Raw genomic sequence first — 17,778 nt, forward strand, 5'->3', positions numbered from 1 at the left:
ATGGAGAGCGCTATGGCTTGGAATGAGCCGGGTGGCAACTCGAATAATCAGGACCCTTGGGGTGGTAAGCGCCGCAATAATGGCGATCGCAAGGGGCCACCAGATCTCGACGAGGCCTTCCGTAAGCTGCAGGAAAGCCTGAATGGGTTGTTCGGTGGTGGTAAGAAACGTGGTGATGACGGCGGTAGTTCCGGCAAGGGCGGTGGTTTCGGCCTGCTGGGTATCGGTCTTGTCGTGCTGGCTGCCGTGTGGCTGTACAGCGCGGTGTATGTAGTAGACGAGCAGGAGCAGGCCGTAGTGCTGCGCTTCGGCAAATACTACGAAACCGTCGGCCCGGGTCTGAACATCTACTTCCCGCCGATCGATCGCAAGTACATGGAAAACGTCACGCGCGAGCGTGCCTACACCAAGCAGGGCCAGATGCTCACCGAGGACGAGAACATCGTCGAAGTGCCGCTGACCGTGCAGTACAAGATCAGCAACCTGCAGGATTTCGTGCTGAACGTCGATCAGCCGGAAATCAGCCTGCAGCATGCGACCGACAGCGCCCTGCGTCACGTGGTGGGTTCCACCGCCATGGACCAGGTGCTGACCGAAGGTCGTGAATTGATGGCCAGTGAGATCAAGGAGCGTCTGCAACGCTTCCTGGACAACTATCGCACCGGTATCACCGTGACCCAGGTGAACGTACAGAGCGCAGCGGCACCGCGTGAAGTACAGGAAGCCTTCGATGACGTGATCCGTGCCCGTGAAGATGAACAGCGTTCGCGCAACCAGGCTGAAACCTATGCCAACGGCGTCGTGCCGGAAGCCCGTGGTCAGGCCCAGCGCATCCTCGAGGATGCCAACGGTTACCGTGACGAAGTGGTATCCCGGGCCAAGGGTGAGGCAGATCGCTTCACCAAACTGGTTGCCGAGTACCGCAAGGCTCCTGAAGTCACCCGTCAGCGCCTGTACCTGGACACCATGCAGGAAGTCTTCAGCAACACCAGCAAGGTGTTGGTGACTGGCAGCAAGGGCGGGCAGAACAATCTGCTCTATCTGCCGCTGGACAAGATGATCGACAGTGGTCGTAGCGGCAGTGCTCCGGTAACGGGCGCAGCGTCGGCGGCCAGCAATGAAGCGAATGCGCGCGCCGCGGCTGACCATATGCAGCAACAGCAGCAGACGCGTTCTAGGGAGACTCGCTGATGAGCAATAAATCGCTGATCGCCCTGATCGTGGGCGTTGTCGTGGCGGTGGTTGCCTGGAACAGCTTCTACATCGTCGCTCAGACCGAGCGTGCGGTGTTGCTGCAGTTCGGTCGTGTGGTTCAGGCGGATGTCCAGCCTGGCCTGCATGTGAAAGTGCCCTACGTGAACCAGGTGCGTAAGTTCGACGCACGCCTGATGACCCTGGATGCACCGACGCAGCGCTTCCTGACCCTGGAAAAGAAAGCCGTGATGGTGGATGCCTACGCCAAGTGGCGGGTGAAGGATGCCGAGCGTTTCTACACCGCGACTTCCGGCCTCAAGCAGATTGCCGACGAGCGTCTTTCCCGTCGCCTGGAGTCGGGCCTGCGTGACCAGTTCGGTAAGCGCACCCTGCACGAAGTGGTTTCCGGTGAGCGTGACGCGCTGATGGCGGATATCACGGCGTCGCTGAACAAGATGGCGGAAAAGGAGCTGGGTATCGAAGTGGTCGATGTCCGGGTCAAGGCCATCGACCTGCCCAAGGAAGTGAACCGCAGCGTGTTCGAGCGCATGAGCACCGAGCGTGAGCGTGAGGCTCGCGAGCACCGGGCCAAGGGTAACGAACTGGCGGAAGGCATCCGTGCCGATGCCGATCGTCAGCGTCGCGTGCTGTTGGCTGAAGCCTATCGGGAGTCTGAAGAGGCTCGCGGTGACGGTGATGCCCAGGCAGCGGCGATCTATGCCAAGGCCTACGGCCAGGACCAGGAGTTCTACGCGTTCTACCGTAGCCTGCGTGCCTACCGTGAAAGCTTCGCGAACAAATCCGACGTCATGGTTCTGGACCCAAGCAGCGACTTCTTCCACTACCTGGAAAAGTCCAAGCCTTGATCAGGCCCTGACCCTGGAGCACCCCGCCGGGCGGCTAAAACGCCTCGCGGGGTGATCCTTTGGGAAAACGGGTGTATGATGCGGCAGCCGGGAAATTCCCGGCTTTTTTGCGTCTGCATCTTTGATTGGCCGTGGCTCGTTCAAGAGTCCGGCAAGATTTTTCGAGGAAAATGGTCTGTACAGCTGATTTCTGGCTGCCTGTCCGGCTGAGCTCGCGTCGGATGCGACTGTTTTCTGCTTCACTCTAAGGCTGGCCCCAGGCTTGCCGCCCGGACCATAGGGGAATGGCGTAATGGCAACGGTAGACCGCTGGCTGCTGCCAGATGGCATCGAAGAAGTATTGCCGCCGGAAGCGGCGCGCATCGAAGTGGCGCGTCGTCAGGTGTTGGATCTGTTTCAGAGTTGGGGTTACGAGTTCGTCGTCACTCCCCATATCGAATACCTGGAATCCCTGTTGACAGGTGCAGGCCAGGATCTGGATCTGCGTACCTTCAAGGTCATCGACCCGCAGTCGGGCCGGCAGATGGGGTTTCGGGCCGACATCACGCCGCAGGTGGCGCGTATTGATGCCCACACCCTGCGCCGCGAAGGGCCGAGCCGCCTGTGCTACGCCGGCAGTGTGCTGCATGCGCAGCCGCGTGCCTTGTCGTCCTCGCGCAGCCCGATCCAGCTGGGGGCCGAGTTGTATGGCGATGCCAGCCCGAGCAGCGACGTTGAAGTCATCAGCCTGATGCTGGCCATGCTGCAACTGGCCGACGTGCCCGATGTGCACATGGATCTGGGACATGTTGGCATCTACCGTGGCCTGGCACAGGCCGCCGGCTTGTCCGGTGCTGTTGAACAGCAACTGTTCGATGCCCTGCAACGCAAGGCGATCGACGAGGTCATCAGCCTGACGGAAGGCCTGCCGGCCGACTTGGCGGACATGCTGCGCTCCCTGGTGGACCTGTGCGGCAGCCGCGAAGTGCTGGGCGATGCCCGCCGTCGCCTGGCCGGTGCGCCGACGTCTGTGCTGCTGGCGCTGGATGAATTGCTGACCATTGCCGAGCGCCTGTCCGTGCGGTTCCCGGACTTGCCGCTGTATTTCGACCTTGGCGAGTTGCGCGGCTATCACTACCACACCGGTGTGGTGTTCGCGGTATTTGTTCCAGGCGTGGGCCAATCCATCGCCCAGGGCGGGCGCTACGATGACATCGGCGCGGATTTCGGGCGTGCCCGTCCCGCGACTGGTTTCTCCACCGATTTGAAAACCCTGGTGACCCTGGGGCGTGCTGAAGTCGAGCTACCGTCTGGCGGTATCTGGATGCCAGACAACACTGACGCGGCACTCTGGCAGACCGTCTGCCGCTTGCGCAGTGAGGGTCAGCGTGTGGTTCAGGCCTTGCCTGGGCAGCCTTTGGCCGCCGCCCGTGAAGCGGACTGCGACCGGCAATTGATTCAGCAGAATGGGCTTTGGCAAGTATTGCCGCTGGCTTCTTGAGTTTTCCTGCCGGCGGCTGCCGGCACCAAGTTTGCGCGAATGAGGACAAGTGTTATGGGTAAGAATGTCGTAGTCCTGGGCACCCAATGGGGTGATGAGGGCAAAGGCAAGATCGTTGATCTGCTGACCGAACATGCCGCCGCCGTAGTGCGCTACCAAGGTGGCCACAACGCTGGCCACACCCTGGTGATCGACGGTGAGAAGACCGTCCTGCACCTGATTCCGTCCGGTGTGCTGCGCGAAGGCGTGCAGTGCCTGATCGGTAACGGTGTGGTGGTAGCTCCGGATGCCTTGATGCGTGAAATCGTCAAGCTGGAAGAGAAGGGTGTACCGGTGCGCGAGCGCCTGCGTATCAGCCCGTCCTGCCCGCTGATCCTGTCCTATCACGTGGCCCTGGACCAGGCCCGCGAGAAAGCCCGTGGCGAGCAGAAGATCGGTACCACCGGCCGCGGCATAGGCCCGGCTTACGAAGACAAGGTTGCACGTCGTGGCCTGCGCATCGGCGATCTGTTCCACCGCGAGCGTTTCGCCGCCAAGCTGGGCGAGCTGCTGGACTACCACAACTTCGTTCTGGTGAATTACTACAAAGAGCCGGCCATCGACTTCCAGAAGACCCTGGACGAGTGCATGGAATACGCCGAACTGCTCAAGCCGATGATGCTCGACGTGACTGCCGAGCTGCACCAGTTGCGCCGCGCCGGCAAGGACATCATGTTCGAAGGCGCCCAGGGTTCGTTGCTGGACATCGACCACGGCACCTACCCGTACGTCACCAGCTCCAACACCACTGCTGGTGGTATCGCCACCGGTTCGGGCGTGGGGCCGATGTACCTGGACTACATCCTGGGCATCACCAAGGCCTATACCACTCGCGTAGGCTCGGGCCCGTTCCCGACCGAGCTGTTCGACGACATCGGCGCTTTCCTGGCCAAGCGTGGTCATGAGTTCGGCGCCACCACCGGCCGCGCTCGTCGCTGCGGCTGGTTCGATGCCGTGATCCTGCGTCGCGCCATCGACGTCAACAGCATCTCGGGCCTGTGCCTGACCAAGCTGGACGTTCTGGACGGCCTGGAAACCATCAATATCTGTGTCGGCTACAAGAACCAGGATGGTGCAGTCATCGACGCGCCAACCGACGCCGACAGCTACATCGGCCTGGAGCCGGTGTACGAGCAGATGCCGGGCTGGAGCGAGTCGACCCTGGGTGCCAAGACCCTGGAAGAGCTGCCTGCCGCCGCCCAGGCCTACATCAAGCGCATCGAAGAGTTGGTCGGCGCGCCGATCGACATTATTTCGACAGGCCCGGACCGCAACGAGACCATCGTTCTGCGTCATCCGTTCGCTTGATAAGTCGTTGATGTAAAAAACAAAGGGCCCTTAATCGGGCCCTTTGTCGTTTCTGCCTGCCACGCGGCACGACCCTTGCTGTGAAATCCACTTCTAGAGTGCCATCAGAATAATGGCGTCAAAAGTAGAGGGATTTCCTGTGTCGGCCGTTCTCTCACTGTTACAAAGCCGTTTACTACGGCCTGTGTTCGTTACTCTCGGTATCGCCCTTTTGGTGCAAGTGCTGGTAGCGGTTGCCCTGACTCGGAGCACAGTGACCGCACTCGAGGCGGATCTGGCTTCGCGCCTGGGCGGCGACAGCCAGAAATTGGCTGGCGAGCTCGAGCAGGCGGGCAAAGAAGTCACCTCCAGTCTGGAGAGTCTTTCAAGCAGTACCCGCCAACGCCTCACGGCCGGCCTGTCTTCGCGTCTCAAGGAAGAACAGGTACAGCTGCGTGCGGCGCTGGAGAAGGACCTGAAGGACTCTGCCAATGACATGGCTCAATTGCTGGCCTCCGTGGCGCCTCGCGCCATGTGGGACAGTGATGTGCCGACCTTGTCCGAGTTCGCCCGACGGGCTCAGCGCAACCCCAATGTGTTGTTCGTGGTTTATGACGATGCGGCGGGAGAGCACCTGACCCGTTACCTGAATCGTGAAAACCCGATCAACAAGGCGCTGCTGGAAAAGGGCAAGGGCGACCGGGCGCTGGACAAGGTCCTGGATGCAGCGAAGAACGATCCTTCGGTGTACTACCTTGAAGCCTCGATCAATCCCAATGGCGTGGAAATCGGCAAGGTGCTGATGGGAGTCTCCACTGCGTCGGTGGAGGCCGATATCGCCGCCCTGGATCAGCGCTTCAGTGCCTTGATTGCCAGCAGCGATCAGTTGGTTGGCGACAGCCTCAAGGGAGCTTCTGCCGACAGCTCGGCGGCCATGCGCTCGCGCTTGCAGTCGGCCCAGGGTACGGCGGCACAGATGCAGGCCAATACCGCGAGCACGGTGCAGGAGGCGGCGACTACCTTGCGCTGGCAGATCGGCGTCGGCCTGGCGCTGGTTGGCCTGGCCCTGCTGCTGTTGCTGGCAGTGGTGCTGGGGCGTCGCGTGGTGAGCAAGCTGCATTTGCTGATCGCTGCGCTCAATGACCTGGCAGCGGGCGAAGGTGATCTGACCAAGCGTGTGCCGCTCAACAGCAATGATGAGATTGGCGACATGGCCTCGGCGGTGAATCGCTTTGTGGATAAGTTGCAGCCCATCGTGCGGGAAGCGGGGGATGTGGCCCAGCGCACAGGTGTCGAGATCGGCGCCATGAGCCAGCGTAATGCTGGGGCTGATGCCGCAGCCGAAGCGCAGCGTGATGAAGTGGCAGAGAGCCTGCGGGCGTTGTCGCAGATGGCCGATGAAGCCCAGGCGGAAAGCCAGGCGATGCAGGCCGCACTGCAGCAGGTGGTGGAGATTCGTCAGGCGACGGACGAGACTACCCGCACCTCCGAGCAGGTCGGCAGCCTGATCGAGGCGCTGGCGGGGCAAGTGGATACCGGGGCCAAGGTGATCGAGCGCCTGGCCCAGCAGAGCGAGCAGATCGAGGTGGTGCTGACGGTGATCCATGGCATTGCCGAGCAAACCAACCTGCTGGCATTGAACGCTGCGATTGAGGCCGCGCGCGCCGGCGAGACCGGGCGCGGATTTGCCGTGGTGGCGGATGAGGTGCGGGCCCTGGCCAGCAAGACGCAAAGCTCCACTGGCGATATCCAGGCCCATATCGGTGCCCTGCAGCAGGGCGCGCGGGAGGCCGTAGCGGCTATCGGTCAGGCCGGGCGTCAGGCCAGCGAGGGCTTGCTGGTGCTGCGCGACAGTGCTCGCCTGCAACAATCGGTGCAGTCTTCGGTAGAGCAGGTGCACGCCGCGATTGGCCTGGCCACCCAGGCTGCGGCCCATCAGGCGCAGGGCGCGCAGGCGGTGCGTGGGCGGGTGGAAACCATCCATGCCCAGGCCGAGCGGGCGGCTCAGGCCGTGGTAGAAACCACCGCCAGCGGCAAGGTACTGGACAGCCTGGCGGCGCAGCTCAAGGCCAGCCTCGGTCAGTTCCGCGCCTGATGCCTGGCCGGCCCCTGCAGTAAGCTGGCTCCTGCCACCTTACTGCAGGGGCCGGCTTGCCACCTCTCAGCGACTCAAATACATCCGCGTTGTCAGCAGATAGACCGGTAGCCCTGACACCAGTATCAACAGCGCCGCATAAGGCGCCGCCGCTGCAAACTCCACATTCGCCGTATGCGCCCACACTTCTGTGGCCAGGGTGTTGAGCCCGGTTGGGCTGAGCAGCAGGGTCGCTGTCAGTTCCTTCATCGCATCCAGAAAGACCAGGGCGAAAGCCGCGCCCAGCGCCGGGAAGATGATCGGCAGGGTCACTCGGCAAAAGGCGCTGAACGACGATGCGCCGAGGGTTCTTGCTGCTTCTTCCAGCTGTGGCGCGGCCTTGTTCAGCGCGGTGCGGATCGGCGCCTGGGCCAGGGGCAGGAACAGCAGGGCATAGGCAATCAGCAGCAGCGCCGAGGTCTGGTACAGCACCGGCACATAGTGCAGCGCGAAATACACCAGGGTCAGGGCGATCACCAGCCCTGGCAGGGCATGCAGCAGATAGGGCAGGCGCTCTGCCCAGATGGCCAGGCGCCCCTTGTAGCGCACCACCAGCAGGCCCACCGGCACTGCCAGCACCAGGCACAGGCCGGCGCCGCCCAGGGACAGGGCCAGTGAAGACAGCAATGCTTCGCTGATTGCCGCGACGGGGAAGGCTGCCGATGAACCGACGGCCAGCCAATAGGCAAGCATGCCCAGGGGGACACCGCTGCCGATCAGCGCCAGCATCAGGCAGTAAAGCTGTCCGCCGATGCTCCAGCGCCCCAGGCGTACCTGTTCGGCGTGCCTGGCTGCGCCTTGGCCGGTGCGTACATGGCGGCCCTTGCCACGGACGCGCAGTTCCAGCCCCAGCAGCAGCAGGCACAGCGCCAGCAACACGGCCGACAGCATGGCGGCGTTGGCATTGCTGAACTCCAGCTCGAATTGCTGGTAGATGGCGGTGGTGAAGGTCTGCAGGCCGATGATCGACAGGGCGCCGAACTCCACCAGCATATGCAGGGCAATCAGCAGCGAGCCGGCCAGCAATGAAGGCCAGAGCAAGGGCAGGGTTATCTTGAAGAACACGCCCCAGCGATTTTGCCCCAGGGTCCGCGCCGACTCCTCCAGGGAGGGGTCGAGATTGCGCAGGGTGGCCGCCACCGGCAGGAACACCAGCGGGTATTTGGACAGGGTCATCACCAGGATCGCGCCGCCCAGTCCTTCGAACCCGGCGCTCAGGGATACCCAAGTGAAGCTGCTGACAAAGGCCGGTACGGCGAAGGGCAAGCACAGCACCACGCCCCAGATCCGCCTTCCCGGCAAATCGCTGCGTTCCAGCAGCCAGGCCAGGGACAGGCCGAGCACGGCGCAGGCAAGGGTCACACCGAGCATCAGCAGCAGGGTATTGCTCAGCAGGCGCAACACATAGGGGCGCCACAGCAGGTGCAGGGCTTCAGCCCAGCCGGCCTGCCAGGCCTTGAGGCCGACATATAACAGTGGCAACAGGCTCAGGCAGACCAGTAGCAGGACTGGCAGCAGTAGCCAGATCGAAGGCCGCTTGCGCCTCGGCACGAAGCTGGTGCGCAAGGCGGAAGCGGATGGCGATGGATTCATCAGTTCAGGCCGACGTCACGTTCCAGGTCCAGGGCTTCCTCGGCATTGCCGAGATCGGCCGGGGTCACCTTCGGGGCTTCCAGTTCATTGAAGGGCTTGAGTCCACGATCGGACTGCATGCCTTTATGCAGCGGGTACTCGGCCGTGGTCTGGGTAATCACCCGCTGGCCTTCTTCGCTGGCCATGTAGGCCAGAAGCTGCTGGGCCTCTTTCGGATGCTTGCTGGACTTGAGTACGGCTGCGCTGGACACGGTGATCAGGCCGCCGACGTCGCCGCCCGTGAAGTAGTGCAGTTTCGAGTCGAGCTGGCCTTTTTCCCGTTGCAGGGCAAACCAGTAGTAGTTGTTCACCAGGACCGTGGCCACTTCGCCGTTTTCCACGGCTTTGAGGGCCACCATGTTGTTGCTGTAGACCTTGCCGAAAGCCCGCAGGCCGGTCAGCCATTCTTCGGCAGCATCCCTGCCGTGCATCTTGATGATGGCCACGGCCTGTTCCTGGAAGGCGCCACTGGTGGGCACGAAGCCAACCTTGCCTTGCCACTGCGGCTGGGAGAATTCCATCACCGACTTGGGCAGGTCTTTTTCGTCGATCAGTTTCGGGTTGAAGGCGACGACTCGTACGCGCGCGGTGACACCGATCCAGGTGCCGTTGCCCGCAACATATTCCTTGGGCAGCACGGCCAGGGTCGTGGCGTCGGTCTGGGCCAGCAGGCCCTGCTCGCCGAGTTTGTTCAGGGGAGGGGATTCTTCGGTGTAGATCACATCAGCGGGGGAGCGGTCGCCTTCTTCGACAACCTGGCTGGCCAGTTGATTGCTGCTGCCCTTGCGGACATTCACATGGATGCCGGTCTTGGCTTCGAAAGCCTTGGCTAACGCGTCGCCGACTTCCTTGTGCTGACCGTTGTACAGGGTCAGGGAAACCGGATCGGCTGCCTGGGTGAAGGGGGATGCCAGGGTCAGCCCCAGCAAAGTGATGGTCAAGCCACGCAGAAGGGATGTTGGAAGGAGGGTATTTCTGAACATCATTCGCAGGTTTCCTCACTGTAGTGCCGCAAAAACTTGTAACAATCATAAACGATATCGTTTCTCATGTGCGCTTTGCGGATGCGGAGGAAGGCGATGGCGCGGGGAAATATCAGGGGGCAGAAACGCAAAAACCCGCTTTCGCGGGTTTTTGTGAGACTTGAAAGCGATGCTCTCAAGTTTTGAATTGGTGCCCAGAAGAAGACTCGAACTTCCACGACCTTGCGGTCACCAGCACCTGAAGCTGGCGTGTCTACCAATTTCACCATCTGGGCAGTATCGACGTCGTCGCCGTGTCGATGGAGCGCACTATACGGACAGCGTTTTGATCTGTAAACCCCTGTTTTGGTTTTATTAAATCAAATACTTAGAATGCAAAAACCCGCTTTCGCGGGTTTTTGTTCGAGCCTTGAAACTGATCTAATCTCAAGCTCTTGAATTGGTGCCCAGAAGAAGACTCGAACTTCCACGGCCTTGCGGCCACCAGCACCTGAAGCTGGCGTGTCTACCAATTTCACCATCTGGGCAGTATCGCTGACGTCTCCGTCGTCGATGGCGCGCACTATACGGAGGCTCTTTTGAGCTGTAAACCCCAGATTTCAAAAAAGATTGAAAAAAGTCTCCGGCGGTATGCGTGACGATGTTTCTGAGGCGATGGCGAGGATTAATCCCAGGTTGTCTGAGCCTGAAATTTCCCGTTTCAATACGCGTATGCCAAACTAACCCGCATATAGACAAGGTGAAATTTATCTAATGGCCGATTGGCAGTCCCTCGATCCCGAGGCCGCTCGTGAAGCGGAAAAATACGAAAACCCTATTCCTAGCCGCGAACTCATCCTTCAGCATCTTGCTGACCGGGGTTCGCCTGCTAGTCGCGAGCAGTTGGTAGAAGAGTTCGGTCTGACCACGGAAGACCAGCTGGAAGCCCTGCGCCGCCGCCTGCGCGCCATGGAGCGCGACGCTCAACTGATCTATACCCGCCGCGGCACCTATGCGCCGGTGGACAAGCTCGACCTGATTCTCGGCCGTATCAGCGGTCACCGCGACGGCTTCGGCTTCCTGGTGCCGGATGACGGCAGCGACGACCTGTTCATGAGCCCGGCGCAAATGCGTCTGGTATTCGATGGCGACCGCGCCCTGGCCCGGGTTTCCGGCCTGGATCGTCGCGGCCGTCGCGAAGGCGTGATCGTCGAAGTGGTGTCCCGTGCCCACGAAAGCATCGTCGGTCGCTACTTCGAAGAAGGTGGCATCGGTTTCGTGGTGGCAGACAACCCGAAGATCCAGCAGGAAGTGCTGGTAACGCCGGGGCGCAATGCCAATGCCAAGATCGGTCAGTTCGTCGAAGTGAAGATCACTCACTGGCCGACGCCGCGCTTCCAGCCGCAAGGCGATGTGGTGGAGGTGGTGGGCAACTACATGGCACCGGGCATGGAAATCGACGTTGCCCTGCGCACCTACGATATTCCTCATGTCTGGCCAGAGGCGGTGCTCAAGGAAGCCGGCAAGCTCAAGCCCGAAGTGGAAGAGAAGGACAAAGAGAAGCGCATCGATCTGCGTGATCTGCCTTTCGTCACCATCGACGGCGAAGACGCCCGCGACTTCGACGACGCTGTTTTCTGCGAAGCCAAGCCCGGCAAGCTGCGCCTGTTTGGTGGTGGCTGGAAGCTGTATGTGGCGATTGCCGACGTCTCCAGTTACGTGAAGATCGGTTCGGCTCTGGATGCCGAAGCCCAGGTGCGCGGCAACTCGGTGTACTTCCCCGAGCGGGTGATCCCGATGCTGCCCGAGCAACTGTCCAACGGCCTGTGCTCGCTGAACCCGAAAGTCGATCGCCTGGCCATGGTTTGCGAGATGACCATCTCCAAGTCCGGCGAGATGACCGATTACCAGTTCTACGAAGCGGTGATCCACTCCAAGGCGCGTCTGACCTACAACAAGGTCAGCACCATGCTCGAGCAGCCGAAAACCAGCGAAGCCAAGCAGTTGCGCGGTGAATACGGCGATGTCCTGCCGCACCTGAAGCAGCTGTATGCGCTGTACAAGGTCTTGCTGGGGGCTCGTCATACCCGGGGCGCCATCGACTTCGAGACCCAGGAAACCCGGATCATCTTCGGTTCCGAGCGCAAGATCGCCGAAATTCGTCCGACTACACGCAATGATGCGCACAAGCTGATCGAGGAATGCATGCTGGCGGCCAACGTGGCCACCGCCGAGTTCCTCAAGAAGCACGAGATTCCGGCCCTGTACCGGGTGCACGATGGTCCGCCGCCGGAACGTCTGGAAAAACTGCGCGCCTTCCTCGGCGAACTGGGCCTGTCCCTGCATAAAGGCAAGGATGGCCCGACGCCGAAGGACTACCAGGCATTGCTGGAAACCATCAAGGACCGTCCGGATTACCACCTGATCCAGACCGTGATGCTGCGCTCCCTGAGCCAGGCGGTGTACAGCGCTGATAACCAGGGCCACTTCGGCCTGAATTACGAAGCCTATACCCACTTCACTTCGCCGATCCGTCGCTACCCGGACCTGTTGACCCATCGGGCCATCCGCAGCGTCATCCACTCCAAGCAGGACACGCCGCACGTGCGCCGCGCCGGGGCGATGACCATTCCGAAGGCGCGTATCTATCCGTACGACGAAGCGACCCTGGAGCAGCTCGGCGAGCAGTGCTCGATGAGCGAGCGCCGTGCCGATGAGGCTACGCGGGACGTAGTGAACTGGCTCAAGTGCGAGTTCATGAAGGATCGTGTGGGCGAGTCCTTCCCGGGTGTGATCACCGCGGTGACCGGTTTCGGCCTGTTCGTCGAGTTGACCGACATCTACGTCGAGGGCCTGGTGCACGTCACCGCCTTGCCGGGGGACTACTACCACTTCGACCCTGTGCATCACCGCCTGGCGGGCGAGCGCACCGGTCGCAGCTTCCGCCTGGGCGATACTGTGGAAGTGCGTGTCATGCGCGTCGACCTGGACGAGCGCAAGATCGATTTCGAAATGGCCGAGAAGACCATCAACGCACCGATCGGCCGCAAGAAGCGTGGCGCCGCGGACGCACCTGCCAGCAAGGTCGTGGAAGAGCCGGCTCCAGCCAAGGCGGGGCGTCGCAGCTCCGCCAAGGAAAAGGCGGTCGAGGCTTATCGTCCAAGCGACGCTGCCGCGAAAAACGCCGAAGTGCGCAAAAGCCGCGAAATGAAGCGGGCGCTGCTGGCCGAAGCCAAGGGCGGTGGTAAAGCGGCGTCTGCGGGAAAGTCCGGTAAGCCGGCGCCTTCGCGCGCTGGCGAAAAGCCCGCCAAGCCGAGCAAACATCGTAAAGGTCCGCCCAAGGCGGGCTCCGCTTCCGGCGCTAAAAGCGGCGGGGCGCGCAAACCTAAGGCCAAGTCATGAGTCAGTTGGAAAAGATCTACGGCGTGCATGCCGTAGAAGCGTTGCTGCGTCACCATCCCAAGCGGGTCAAGCAGATCTGGTTGGCTGAAGGGCGCAGTGATCCACGGGTTCAGGTGCTGGTGGACCTGGCTGCGCAGAACCGTGTTTCGGTTGGCCAGGCCGAGCGTCGTGAGATGGACGCATGGGTTGAAGGCGTGCACCAGGGCGTAGTGGCGGAAGTCAGCCCGAGCCAGGTGTGGGGCGAGGCCATGCTCGACGAGCTGCTGGACCGTACCGAAGGCGCGCCGTTGCTGCTGGTGCTGGACGGTGTGACCGACCCGCATAACCTCGGGGCCTGCCTGCGTACTGCCGATGCGGCCGGTGCCCTGGCAGTGCTGGTGCCCAAGGACAAGTCGGCGACCCTGACTCCGACCGTGCGCAAAGTGGCCTGCGGCGCCGCCGAAGTGATTCCGCTGGTAGCCGTGACCAACCTGGCCCGCACCCTGGAGAAGCTCCAGCAGCGTGGGCTGTGGATCGTCGGCACCGCCGGCGAGGCCGAACAGGAACTGTACGACCAGGACCTGACCGGCCCGACCATCATCATCATGGGGGCCGAAGGCAAGGGCATGCGTCGCCTGACCCGCGAGCACTGCGACTACCTGGTACGCCTGCCGATGGCCGGCAGCGTCAGCAGCCTCAACGTCTCCGTGGCCACTGGCGTGTGCCTGTTCGAAGCCATGCGCCAGCGCGGTGCCAAGGCCAAGGCCGGCGCCAAGAAAGCCTGACCCGCAGTTGCAGGAGCCGGCTTGCCGGCGAGGCGCGTGCTGCCGTCCATCGTCGGCACGCCGGCTCCCGCAGGTGGTTGTTCAAATAATCACCAATTGCCTTGCGCCGCTGTTCCCCCTTCTCTACAATTGCGCCCCTTGCCGTGACGGCAGGCGCATATGTGCCTACTACCAGGCAAGACACACCAGTGTCATTCACTCCTTGTCTGACCGCTTATAGGCGGCAGGCTACAACCCGTAAGGAGCATTCATGCGTCATTACGAAATCATCTTTTTGGTCCACCCGGATCAAAGCGAGCAAGTCGGCGGCATGGTTGAGCGTTACACCAAGCTGATCGAAGAAGACGGCGGCAAAATCCACCGTCTGGAAGACTGGGGCCGTCGTCAACTGGCCTACGCAATCAACAATGTTCACAAGGCTCACTACGTGATGCTGAACGTTGAGTGCACCGGTAAAGCCCTGGCTGAGCTGGAAGACAACTTCCGTTACAACGATGCTGTGATCCGTAACCTGGTCATCCGTCGCGAAGAAGCCATCACTGGCCAATCCGAGATGCTCAAGGCTGAAGAAAACCGCAGTGAGCGCCGTGAGCGTCGTGACCGTCCTGAGCATGCTGACAGCGCCGATGGCGATGACAGCGACAACAGCGACGCCAGCGATAACGCTGACGAGTAATCCACGGACCTTTTGAGGAGCCAATTACATGGCACGTTTCTTCCGTCGTCGTAAATTCTGCCGCTTCACCGCTGAAGACGTGAAAGAGATCGATTACAAAGATCTCAACACTCTGAAAGCCTACGTATCCGAGACCGGCAAAATCGTTCCAAGCCGCATCACCGGTACCAAAGCTCGTTATCAGCGTCAGCTGGCCACCGCTATCAAGCGCGCCCGCTTCCTGGCCCTGCTGGCCTACACCGACAGCCACGGCCGCTGAGATCGGGCAGTCGACAAGTAGTAAGGGATTGAATGCATGCGCGCCTTAGCTGAGTTCATCATGCGCGGTCGTATGCAGGCCACTCTGGTAGTGGCTGGCTGTTCGGCATTGCCGTTGTTGTATTGGTTGGGTGCTGCCGCCGGGAGCCTGGTGCTTCTGCGGCGCGGATTGAAGGATGCCCTTGGCGTCCTCGCTCTGGGAGTGCTGCCAGCTTTGCTCTGGTGGCTGACGTTCGATGACCCGCGGGCACTTCTGGTGCTGCTGGGTTCTTCGAGTCTTGCGTTGGTTTTGCGCGCAAGCGAGTCCTGGAGCCGCGTGCTGCTGGTCAGCATAGCGATGGGGTTGGTGTTTGCTGGAGTCCTGGGTGCGGCTTTCCGCCCTCAGATCGAAGCGCTGTCACAGGAATTGATAAAAATCCTGCCGATGGCCTTGGGTGAGGTCTACCAGCAGCTATCGGTTGAAGAGCGAGCTCGTCTTGCCACACTGATTGCACCGATCCTGACCGGCCTGATAGCGGCCCTGTTGCAAGCCATCAGCGTGCTGAGCCTGATTCTTGGGCGTTACTGGCAGGCTGTGTTGTATAACCCGGGTGGTTTTGGTCGCGAGTTTCGCGCCATCAGAATCCCTCTTGGGCCAGCGATGTTGCTGCTGGCGTGCATGCTGGTGGGGCCGAACTTCGGACCCCAACTGGCCATGCTGACGCCGATGTGCAGTGTCCCGCTGGCTTTTGCCGGGCTGGCCCTGATTCACGGGCTGGTGGCACAAGGGCGACTGGCCAGGTTCTGGCTGGTGGGGTTGTACGTCACGCTGTTGCCGTTCATGCAGCTGATCTATCCGTTGCTCGTGGTCCTGGCCATTGTCGACAGTCTGGTTGATTTTCGCGGTCGTTTGGCGCCGAAAGACGCTGATAACGGCTCTGCGAACGGTGAAGGTTAAAAGTTAAGAGGTTATTACCAAATGGAACTGATCCTGCTGGAAAAAATCGCCAACCTGGGCAACCTGGGCGATAAGGTAAACGTTAAGGCTGGTTACGGCCGTAACTACCTGCTGCCTTTCGGCAAAGCCACCGCTGCTACCGCTGCCAACCTGGCTGCGTTCGAAGCGCGTCGTGCTGAGCTGGAAAAACTGGCTGCAGAGAAGAAGGCTTCTGCCGAAACTCGCGCTGCGCAACTGGCTGAGCTGGAAGTGACCATCACTGCCACCGCCGGTGACGAAGGCAAGCTGTTCGGTTCGATCGGCACCCACGACATCGCTGATGCACTGACCGCCTCGGGCGTTGAAGTGGCAAAAAGCGAAGTTCGTCTGCCGAACGGCACCATCCGCAACGTAGGTGAATTCGACGTAGCCGTGCACCTGCACGCTGAAGTTGAAGCAACCGTACGCGTTGTCGTGGTGGCTGCTTAAGCAGTACCAAATCGTCTGGCACCTTGTGTGGCTGACGGTTAACATCGGGCACGATCCTGTTTACAGGTCGTGCCCTTTGTCTTTCTGCTGATCCTGATTTTCATCCCCCGAATTCCAAGTGGCCATGAACGATATCTCCGCTCCCGAGCAATACGATCTGCAAACCGCTGCCCTGAAGGTGCCGCCGCACTCCATCGAGGCCGAACAGGCCGTGCTCGGTGGTCTGATGCTGGACAACAACGCCTGGGAACGCGTGTTGGATCAAGTGTCCGACGGCGATTTCTACCGGCATGACCACCGTTTGATCTTCCGCGCCATCGCCAAGCTGGCCGACCAGAACATGCCCATCGACGTGGTCACCCTGTCCGAGCAACTGGACAAGGAAGGCCAGACTTCGCAGGTCGGCGGCCTGGGCTACCTGGGTGAACTGGCGAAGAACACTCCGTCGGTGGCCAACATCAAGGCCTATGCGCAGATCGTTCGCCAGCGGGCAACCCTGCGCCAGCTGATCGGCATCAGCACCGAGATCGCCGACAGTGCCTTCAACCCGGAAGGGCGCACCGCCGAAGAGATTCTCGACGAGGCCGAGCGGCAGATCTTCCAGATCGCCGAAGCGCGGCCCAAGACCGGCGGCCCGGTGGGGGTCAACGAACTGCTGACCAAGGCCATCGACCGCATCGATACCCTGTTCAACACGGACAACGCCATCACCGGCCTGTCCACCGGCTATACCGATCTCGACGAGAAGACCAGCGGCCTGCAGCCGGCCGACTTGATCATCGTCGCCGGCCGTCCGTCCATGGGTAAGACCACCTTCGCCATGAACCTGGTGGAGAACGCGGTACTGCGCAGCGACAAGGCGGTGCTGGTGTACTCCCTGGAGATGCCAGGTGAATCGCTGATCATGCGTATGCTCTCCTCCCTGGGCCGCATCGACCAGACCAAGGTCCGTTCCGGCCAGCTGGAAGACGACGACTGGCCACGCCTGACCTCGGCGGTCAACCTGCTCAACGACCGCAAGCTGTTCATTGACGACACCGCGGGCATCAGCCCCTCGGAGATGCGTGCGCGGACCCGGCGCCTGGTGCGTGAGCACGGCGATATCGCCATGATCATGATCGACTACCTGCAGCTCATGCAGATTCCAGGCTCCAGCGGCGACAACCGGACCAACGAGATTTCCGAGATTTCCCGGTCCCTGAAGGCCCTGGCCAAGGAGTTCAACTGCCCGGTAGTGGCCCTGTCCCAGCTCAACCGCTCCCTGGAACAACGTCCCAACAAGCGCCCGGTGAACTCCGACTTGCGGGAATCCGGAGCGATCGAGCAGGACGCCGACGTGATCATGTTCGTCTACCGGGACGAGGTGTATCACCCGGAAACCGAGCACAAGGGCATTGCCGAGATCATCATCGGCAAGCAGCGGAACGGCCCCATCGGCTTTATCCGCCTGGCGTTCATCGGCAAGTACACCCGCTTCGAGAACCTCGCCCCGGGCAGCTACAACTTCGACGACGACGAATAACCCGCCCGTTCGCCGGCCATCCGCCTGCCGGCGCCTGTAGGAGCCGGCTCGCCGGCGAATCGGCTGCACCGAATTCCGACCATAACGGTCGGAATTGGTTATTTTTTGTGCTATATTCCGCGCCCGCGAATTTCCCTGTGAATCAACGCGTCCCTAT

At 61.3% G+C, this 17,778-nt stretch carries 14 protein-coding genes and 2 tRNA genes; 12 read left to right on the forward strand and 4 right to left on the reverse strand.

All coding sequences use genetic code 11. The annotated features are described in order from the left end of the window. Positions 1-12: 12 nt before the first annotated feature. The 5 genes from hflK to AC1RMG_RS25775 all read left to right on the forward strand — a co-directional run bounded on the left by hflK (position 13) and on the right by AC1RMG_RS25775 (position 6,961). Positions 13-1,191: an FtsH protease activity modulator HflK gene (gene hflK / locus AC1RMG_RS25755; protein ID WP_011058940.1), complete on the forward strand. Its 1,179-nt coding sequence runs from the start codon at positions 13-15 to the stop codon at positions 1,189-1,191. Continuing rightward, positions 1,191-2,060 (forward strand): protease modulator HflC, encoded by an 870-nt coding sequence (gene hflC, locus AC1RMG_RS25760; protein WP_011058941.1) that lies wholly within the window; start codon positions 1,191-1,193, stop codon positions 2,058-2,060. Before hflK ends, hflC begins: the two co-directional genes overlap by 1 nt. A 292-nt stretch (positions 2,061-2,352) precedes the next feature. Beyond that, a complete protein-coding gene (locus AC1RMG_RS25765; RefSeq protein WP_011058942.1) occupies positions 2,353-3,540 on the forward strand; it encodes an ATP phosphoribosyltransferase regulatory subunit in 1,188 nt (395 codons plus the stop codon). A gap of 54 nt (positions 3,541-3,594) precedes the next feature. Beyond that, positions 3,595-4,887: an adenylosuccinate synthase gene (locus AC1RMG_RS25770; RefSeq protein ID WP_011058943.1), complete on the forward strand. Its 1,293-nt coding sequence runs from the start codon at positions 3,595-3,597 to the stop codon at positions 4,885-4,887. Positions 4,888-5,026: 139 nt separating this feature from the next. Continuing rightward, entirely contained in the window at positions 5,027-6,961 is a 1,935-nt protein-coding gene (locus AC1RMG_RS25775; protein ID WP_093406886.1) for a methyl-accepting chemotaxis protein, read from the forward strand. Positions 6,962-7,027: 66 nt separating this feature from the next. Here AC1RMG_RS25775 and AC1RMG_RS25780 read toward each other — a convergent pair whose 3' ends face one another. The 4 genes from AC1RMG_RS25780 to AC1RMG_RS25795 all read right to left on the reverse strand — a co-directional run bounded on the left by AC1RMG_RS25780 (position 7,028) and on the right by AC1RMG_RS25795 (position 10,142). Beyond that, a complete protein-coding gene (locus AC1RMG_RS25780) occupies positions 7,028-8,593 on the reverse strand; it encodes an ABC transporter permease (protein ID WP_493170541.1) in 1,566 nt (521 codons plus the stop codon). Then, a complete protein-coding gene (locus tag AC1RMG_RS25785) occupies positions 8,593-9,618 on the reverse strand; it encodes an extracellular solute-binding protein (protein ID WP_493170543.1) in 1,026 nt (341 codons plus the stop codon). The genes AC1RMG_RS25780 and AC1RMG_RS25785 overlap by 1 nt, the downstream gene beginning before the upstream one ends. Positions 9,619-9,803: 185 nt before the next feature. After that, positions 9,804-9,890 (reverse strand) — tRNA-Leu (locus AC1RMG_RS25790). 165 nt (positions 9,891-10,055) lie between these two features. After that, positions 10,056-10,142: transfer RNA gene (locus AC1RMG_RS25795), tRNA-Leu, on the reverse strand. A 226-nt stretch (positions 10,143-10,368) separates the two neighbouring features. Between AC1RMG_RS25795 and rnr the strand changes: the two genes are divergently transcribed. From rnr to dnaB, 7 genes are all read left to right on the forward strand, one after another. After that, entirely contained in the window at positions 10,369-12,996 is a 2,628-nt protein-coding gene (gene rnr / locus AC1RMG_RS25800; protein WP_065364886.1) for a ribonuclease R, read from the forward strand. Next, positions 12,993-13,760 carry a 23S rRNA (guanosine(2251)-2'-O)-methyltransferase RlmB gene (rlmB, locus tag AC1RMG_RS25805; protein ID WP_015633942.1) on the forward strand — a complete coding sequence of 256 codons (768 nt, stop codon included), beginning with the start codon at positions 12,993-12,995 and terminating at the stop codon, positions 13,758-13,760. Before rnr ends, rlmB begins: the two co-directional genes overlap by 4 nt. Positions 13,761-14,010: 250 nt before the next feature. Continuing rightward, entirely contained in the window at positions 14,011-14,436 is a 426-nt protein-coding gene (rpsF, locus tag AC1RMG_RS25810; RefSeq protein WP_011058949.1) for a 30S ribosomal protein S6, read from the forward strand. Between the two features lie 28 nt (positions 14,437-14,464). Next, positions 14,465-14,695 (forward strand): 30S ribosomal protein S18, encoded by a 231-nt coding sequence (gene rpsR / locus AC1RMG_RS25815; RefSeq protein ID WP_002551829.1) that lies wholly within the window; start codon positions 14,465-14,467, stop codon positions 14,693-14,695. A gap of 36 nt (positions 14,696-14,731) precedes the next feature. Beyond that, complete coding sequence (locus AC1RMG_RS25820) at positions 14,732-15,631, forward strand: hypothetical protein (RefSeq protein WP_011058950.1); 900 nt, start codon at positions 14,732-14,734, stop codon at positions 15,629-15,631. 21 nt (positions 15,632-15,652) lie between these two features. Beyond that, positions 15,653-16,099, forward strand: coding sequence for a 50S ribosomal protein L9 (gene rplI, locus AC1RMG_RS25825; protein ID WP_007921484.1), 447 nt, complete (start codon positions 15,653-15,655; stop codon positions 16,097-16,099). Between the two features lie 124 nt (positions 16,100-16,223). Continuing rightward, the gene (gene dnaB, locus AC1RMG_RS25830) at positions 16,224-17,621 is read left to right on the forward strand and encodes a replicative DNA helicase (protein WP_011058951.1); all 1,398 of its coding nucleotides are present in this window, start codon (positions 16,224-16,226) and stop codon (positions 17,619-17,621) included. Positions 17,622-17,778: the final 157 nt, after the last annotated feature.

It is taken from the genome of Pseudomonas sp. GW822-FHT04H02, assembly GCF_058800645.1.